At 69.4% G+C, this 5,393-nt stretch carries 6 protein-coding genes; 5 read left to right on the top strand and 1 reads right to left on the bottom strand.

The window, feature by feature from the left end; translation table 11 throughout:
- The 3 genes from fliK to C7C56_RS09615 form a co-directional block, all read left to right on the top strand.
- On the top strand, window positions 1–733 hold a 733-nt coding region (fliK, locus tag C7C56_RS09605; RefSeq protein WP_146204378.1), incomplete at its 5' end, for a flagellar hook-length control protein FliK.
- Complete coding sequence (locus C7C56_RS09610; RefSeq protein ID WP_106757217.1) at window positions 726–1,064, top strand: EscU/YscU/HrcU family type III secretion system export apparatus switch protein; 339 nt, start codon at window positions 726–728, stop codon at window positions 1,062–1,064. The genes fliK and C7C56_RS09610, both read left to right, overlap by 8 nt.
- Before the next feature lie 2 nt (window positions 1,065–1,066).
- A complete protein-coding gene (locus tag C7C56_RS09615; RefSeq protein WP_307719038.1) occupies window positions 1,067–1,825 on the top strand; it encodes a flagellar brake protein in 759 nt (252 codons plus the stop codon).
- Between the two features lie 312 nt (window positions 1,826–2,137).
- Here the strand turns inward: C7C56_RS09615 and fliE are convergent, their stop codons facing one another.
- Window positions 2,138–2,491: a flagellar hook-basal body complex protein FliE gene (gene fliE / locus C7C56_RS09620; RefSeq protein ID WP_370660192.1), complete on the bottom strand. Its 354-nt coding sequence runs from the start codon at window positions 2,489–2,491 to the stop codon at window positions 2,138–2,140.
- Between the two features lie 291 nt (window positions 2,492–2,782).
- Between fliE and fliF the strand changes: the two genes are divergently transcribed.
- Complete coding sequence (gene fliF / locus C7C56_RS09625) at window positions 2,783–4,462, top strand: flagellar basal-body MS-ring/collar protein FliF (RefSeq protein WP_106757219.1); 1,680 nt, start codon at window positions 2,783–2,785, stop codon at window positions 4,460–4,462.
- Window positions 4,455–5,393, top strand: a 939-nt coding sequence (gene fliG, locus C7C56_RS09630) for a flagellar motor switch protein FliG (RefSeq protein WP_106757220.1), incomplete at its 3' end; no start/stop codon positions are given. The genes fliF and fliG, both read left to right, overlap by 8 nt.

A 5,393-nucleotide genomic window follows, 5' to 3' on the forward strand; every position in this document is an offset into this window, starting at 1 on the left:
CCAGTTCGCCGGCGCCGGCGCGCCCGGTGAGGGCGCGGCGGCCGGCAACGCGCAGCTGAGCGAGGCCGCCAGGACGCTCTCGAGCGTGCTGGGCGCGGCCCTGAAACACCCCGACACCAGCGGGGCCGTGCGCGCCGCCGCGCCGCTCGCGCCCGCGCCCGGGGCCGACCCCGCGCAACTGGCCGGCGCGCTGCGCGAGGCGCTCGCCAAGAGCGGCCTGTTCTACGAGTCGCACCTGGCCGAATGGGCCGAGGGCAAACGCGCGCTCTCCGAACTGATGCGCGAGCCGCAGATGCTGCGCGCCGCGCAAGACGGGCCGGGCGCGCGCGCCGCGCTGACCGACCCCGCAACCGCCCAATTGATCAACCTGCAGCTGGGCGCCCAGGAGCACGCGCGCCTGGCCTGGCAGGGCCAGTTGTGGCCGGGCCAGGACCTCGAATGGGATGTCGCGCGCGAGCAGCCCGATCAGGGCCGCGGCGGCGGGCCCGAAGCGGCGCACGACTGGCACAGCCGGCTGCGCCTGCGCTTCCCCCTGCTCGGCGAGATCGACGCCCGGCTGGTGCTGCGCGGCGACGTGCTCGAACTCCAGCTGCGCACCGGCGCCGACGGCGCGGCGGCCGAACTGCTGCGCCGGCACGCGGGCGCGCTCGACGGCGCCATGGCGGCGGCCGGCATCGCCCTGTCCTCGCTCGAGATCGGCGCCGGCGCGCGGCGGGACGGGCGCGATGGCTGAGCGCGCCGGCGGGAAGCAACAATCGGCCGTCGCGCTCGCCTACCGGGACGGCGACGCCGCGCCCAAGGTCGTGGCCAAGGGCAAGGGCCTGCTGGCCGGGAAAATCATCGCGCGCGCGCAGGAGGCCGGCGTGTTCGTGCACGAGTCGAAGGAGCTGGTCGCGCTGCTCATGGATGTCGACCTCGACCGCCAGATTCCGCCCGGGCTGTACCGTGCGATTGCGGAACTGCTGGCGTGGCTATATTATGTCGAGTCCGCGCAGGCGAGCGGCGCCGCCGCGCCGGCCCCGCCCGATCCCGCCACCACACCCGACGACCACATTGACGGCTAGCGATGATGCATCCCCATAACGACCAGCAACAAGACTGGCACGACTTCGAGATCGACTCGGCGCGCGAGATCGTCACCCTGCTGCGCGCCATCGGCGACAAGAAGCAGCTCGTGCGCATGCTGATCAAGGGCGAGACCGACGTCTGCCTGACGGCCGTGCTGGAGGTCGACACCGAGCGCGGCACGGTCGTGCTCGACTGCCCCGTCAACGCCGAGCAGAGCCGGCGCGCCGGCGGCGCCGAGCGGATCGCCTTCGAGACCACGCTCGACAAGATCCGCATCCTGTTCTCGAGCAGCCAATTGCGCTCCGTCACGCACGAGGGCCGGCCCGCGCTCGAGATGGCGATCCCCGAGACCATGATCCGGCTCCAGCGGCGCGAGTTCTACCGCATGGCCACGCCGGTCAGCCTGCCCGTGATGGTGTGCATCCCCCTGCCGCCCGAACTCGGCGGCGGCACGGCGGCCTTCCCGCTGGCCGACATCAGCTGCGGCGGCATCGCCCTGTTCGACCAAAAACTGGTTCTTGGCAACAGCATCGGCAGCCACTTCCAGGGCTGCGTGCTGGACCTGCCCGAGATCGGCAGCGTCACGACCGCGCTGCACATCCGCAACGCGCTCGACCTGACGGTGCTCAACAACAAGACCCGGCACCGGCTCGGATGCGAGTTCGTCGACATCTCGCGCGGCAATTTGAATCTGATCCAGCGCTACATCACGCGCCTCGAGCGCGAGCACAACGCGCGCGTGGCCGGGCTCGGCTGAGCTCGATGAACACTTGGCATGGCGATTCGCTGGCTGACCTTACCGTCATCCCCGGGCTCGGCGCCCCCCTCAGCGGGGACCCATACAGAGTTTGCCGAAACGCGCAGTTCGAACCTTTAGGCCCGCGAACAACGCCGTCGACATTTGGCGACGGCGCGTGGCTGCATGCTCAACATGCAGTCATGGGTCGCCTCACATTTTTTACGCGTAGGTCGCGGGCCTAAAGGATCGGACTGCACGTGATTGCCCGCTCACTTTCGCGGGGATAACGTGGGGGCAGAAACGACTTCCGCGGGTCGCGCCGGGCGCCACTCACACCTGCATGTTCATGATCTCGTGATAAGCCGACACCAGCTTGTTGCGCACCTGCACCGTGGCCTGGAAGCCGATGCTCGCCTTTTGCATCGCGATCATCGCGTCCGACAGGCTCACCGCATTGTCGCCCGCCGTGAAACGCTTGCCGAGCTCGCCGGCTTCGATTTGGTTGGCGCTGACCTGTTCGAGCGAGGCCTTGAGCGCGTCCGCGAAATCGACCTTGCCCGCGGGCTGCGCCGGCGCGCCGGCCTCCACGCCCCCGCCCGGCTTGGCCGCGGCCGCCTTGAGCTGGGCGATCATGGCCTCGATCCGGCCGCCGTCTATCGCCCCTATGCCGCCTATGCCGCCCATGCTCATCGTGTCCCCCTTCGTTGTTCTGCGTGATCACTCCAGCCCCGACTCCACCCTTAACCCGTTCCCGGGGGCAAGCTTGCCGGGTACAATACACAGGCAGGCGGAGTCAGGCTGCCAGAATAGCACCGCCCGGGCGCCGCCTTCGGCCCTACAGGGGGCGAAAGCGCGCTCTGTTTGGACGATTGAATCGCGCCTTGCCGTCCGATAATGATGCTTTCCTCGACCGTTGCGCCCGCGGTCCGGGCACCTTTCACGCGATGGGGCCAGGGCGCCCCCGGAAAACTGATCATGGCAGCAGCGCAAGATTTGCTCGACCCCACCACCGCCCAGCCCTCGTTCGCGCAAAGCCCGATGGGGCGCAATTTCCTGCTCGGCCTCGGCCTGGCCGGCGTGCTCGCGCTCATGGCCGTGCTCTGGATGTGGGGCCAGCAACCCGAATACCGCGTGCTGTTCTCCAATTTCACCGACCGCGACGGCGGCGCCATCACCGCCTCGCTCGAGCAGATGGGCGTGCCGCACAAGTTCTCCGAGGGCGGCGCGGCGATCATGGTGCCGGCCGACAAGGTCCACGACGTGCGCCTGAAACTGGCCGCGCAGGGCCTGCCCAAGGGCGGCAACGTCGGCTTCGAGCTGATGGAGAACCAGAAGCTCGGGGTCTCGCAATTCCACGAGCAGGTCAACTACCAGCGCTCGCTCGAGGGCGAGCTGGCGCGCTCGATCCAGTCGCTCGCCGCCGTGCTCGCCGCGCGCGTGCACCTGGCCCTGCCCAAGCCGTCGGTGTTCGTGCGCGACGTGCAAAAGCCGACCGCCTCGGTGCTGCTCAACTTGCAGCAGGGCCGCGTGCTCGACGCCGGCCAGGTCAGCGCCATCGTGCACCTGGTCGCCTCGAGCGTGCCCGAGCTGCCGGTCTCGAACGTGACCGTGGTCGACCAGAACGGCAACCTGCTGTCGGACGCCGGCGGCAAGCTCGGCGGCAAGCAGCTCGACCCCAACCAGTTCAAGTACGTCAGCCAGATCCAGCAGGGCATCGTCAAGCAGGTCGAGTCGCTCATCACGCCGCTGGTCGGCCCGGGCAACGTGCGCGCCGAGGCCACCGCCGACATCGACTTCGCCCAGGTCGACACCGCCGCCGAGACCTACAAGCCCAATTCGCAGCCGGCGCCGTCGGCCAAGCGTAGCGAGCAGACCTCCGAGGCCGGCAGCACGCCGCTGCCGGCCTCCGGCGTGCCCGGCGCGCTGTCGAACCAGCCGCCCGGCGGCGCCACCGCCCCGCTGACCACGGTCGCCGGCGCGCCCGCACCGGCCCCGGCCGCGGCGCCCGCCAACGGGCGGCGCGACGCCACCATCAACTACGAGCTCGACAAGACCATCCGCTACGAGCAAAAGCCGATGGGCGGCATCAAGCGGCTCTCGGTCGGGGTGCTGGTCAACCACCGGCGCAGCGTCGACGCGCGCAGCGGGCGCGTGACCGTGACCGCGCTCACGGCCGCCGAGGTGGCCCAGATCACCAGCCTGGTGCGCGAGGCGATGGGCTTCAACGCCGAGCGCGGCGACACCCTGACCGTGACCAACGCCCCGTTCGACGGCGTCGACCGGCCGGTCGAGGCGCCCGCCGCCACCGCGCTGCTCGACAACCCGGAGAGCTGGGCGCTGGCCAAACAGGTCGGCAAGTGGCTGCTCATCGCGCTGGCGTTCGGCTTCCTGTTCTTCCGCGTGCTGCGCCCGATGCTGCGCCCCGTGATGCGGCGCATCGACCAGATCTCGGACGTGCCGGCCTACGTGCCGCAGGCGCGTAGCGCCGAATACGAGGAGCAGGCCGCGCGCGAGCGGGCCGCGCGCGAGGCGCTCGACTCGCAGCAGAACCGCGGCTACCGCGAGAACCTGGCGCTGGCCAAGACGCTCGCCTCGAACGACCCGCGGGTGGTCGCCAACGTGGTCAAGACATGGGTGGGGGGCTCCAATGAGTAACGACCGGGGGATCCAGAAGGCGGCCATCCTGATGCTCGCCATCGGCGAGGCCGAGGCGGCCGAGGTGATGCGCTACCTGGGCCCGCGCGAGGTGCTCAAGCTCGGCGCCGCGATGGCCGCCATGAAGAGCGTGCAGCACGAGGAGGTGGTCGACGTGCTCGAGGCCTTCGTCGAGCAGACCGAACTCAATTCGACCGTCGGCCTCGACTCCGACCAGTACCTGCGCCAGGTGCTGACCAAGGCGCTCGGCGACGACAAGGCCTCGGTGCTGCTCTCGCGCATCCTCGGCGGCAAGGACGCGGCCGGCATCGAGAGCCTCAAGTGGATGGATTCGGCGGCCGTCTCGGAGCTGATCCGCAACGAGCACCCGCAGATCATCGCCACCATCATGGTCCACCTCGAACGCGACCAGGCCTGCGAGGTGCTCGGCTTCTTCAACGAGCGCCTGCGCAACGACATCATGCTGCGCATCGCCACGCTCGACGGCGTGCAGCCGGCGGCGCTGCGCGAGCTCAACGACGTGCTCACCAAGCTGCTCTCGGGCAGCGACAACAACGCCAAGAAATCCTCGCTCGGCGGGGTGCGCGCGGCCGCCGAGATCCTCAACTACATGAGCGGCGAGCAGGAGGGCGCGGTGATGGACAACATCAAGAACTACGACAACGACATGGCCGAGAAGATCATGGACGAGATGTTCGTGTTCGACAACATCACCGACATCGACGACCGCAGCATCCAGCTGCTGCTGCGCGAGGTCCAGTCCGAGATGCTGATCATCGCGCTCAAGGGCGCCTCGCAGGACCTGCGCGAGAAAATCTTCAGGAACATGTCGGCGCGCGCCGGCGAGATGATGCGCGACGACCTCGACTCCAAGGGCCCGGTGCGCCTGTCCGAGGTCGAGCTGCAGCAAAAGCTGATCCTGCAGATCGTG

The organism is Massilia glaciei (assembly GCF_003011895.2).
In the GTDB taxonomy this organism is placed as follows: Bacteria; Pseudomonadota; Gammaproteobacteria; order Burkholderiales; family Burkholderiaceae_D; genus Telluria_A; species Telluria_A glaciei.

Coding starts and splice junctions, on each gene's coding strand:
- fliE (WP_370660192.1), bottom strand. CDS start 2,491: ATGGGCGGCATAGGCGGCATAGGGGCGATAGACGGCGGCCGGATCGAG.
- C7C56_RS09610 (WP_106757217.1), top strand. CDS start 726: ATGGCTGAGCGCGCCGGCGGGAAGCAACAATCGGCCGTCGCGCTCGCC.
- C7C56_RS09615 (WP_307719038.1), top strand. CDS start 1,067: ATGATGCATCCCCATAACGACCAGCAACAAGACTGGCACGACTTCGAG.
- fliF (WP_106757219.1), top strand. CDS start 2,783: ATGGCAGCAGCGCAAGATTTGCTCGACCCCACCACCGCCCAGCCCTCG.